Origin of the sequence: Ralstonia mannitolilytica (assembly GCF_905397375.1) — a bacterium.
GTDB classification, from domain to species: domain Bacteria; phylum Pseudomonadota; class Gammaproteobacteria; order Burkholderiales; family Burkholderiaceae; genus Ralstonia; species Ralstonia mannitolilytica.
Genome location: NZ_CAJPVG010000035.1, coordinates 1 through 648, shown reverse-complemented (window position 1 = coordinate 648; position 648 = coordinate 1). Strand labels below are relative to the sequence as shown.

The window sequence follows — 648 nt, the reverse complement described above, 5'->3', positions numbered from 1 at the left end:
ATTGCGCGACAATGCCTCACCGTGATCGGGGTGAGTGCGATGCAGCTGTCGTTCGGTGATGCCGAGGGTCTGGGGAGCCGCAAGCGCACGCGGCGCGAGGTGTTTTTGGCGGAGATGGAGCAGGTGGTGCCGTGGCAGGCGCTGCTGGGTCTGATCGAGCCGCACTACCCGAAGATGGGCCGTCCCGGTCGCCAGCCCTATCCGTTGGCGACGATGCTGCGCATCCACTTCCTGCAGCAGTGGTATGCGCTCAGCGACCCGGCGATGGAAGAAGCCTTGTACGACACGCCGGTGATGCGCCGCTTCGCGCAGTTGGGCGGGCTTGCCGACATCCCGGACGAGACGACGATCCTCAACTTCCGCCGGCTGTTGGAGACGCACGGGCTGGCCGAGAAGCTCTTCGAGCAGGTCAACGCCCATCTTCAGCGCAAGGGCCTGAGCCTGCGCAGTGGCACGATCGTGGATGCCACGATCATCAGTGCGCCGAGCTCGACCAAGAACAAGGCGGGCGAGCGCGATCCGGCGATGCACCAGACCAAGAAGGGCAACCAGTGGTTCTTCGGGATGAAGGCGCACATCGGCGTGGATGACGCGTCCGGTCTGGTGCACCACGTGGAATGCACGGCGGCGAACGTGGCCGACGTGACG

General features: G+C 65.3%; 1 protein-coding gene. It reads left to right on the top strand.

The window, feature by feature from the left end; genetic code table 11:
* Positions 1–39: 39 nt before the first annotated feature.
* On the top strand, positions 40–648 hold a 609-nt coding region (locus tag KHN96_RS22695; protein WP_211888748.1), incomplete at its 3' end, for an IS5 family transposase.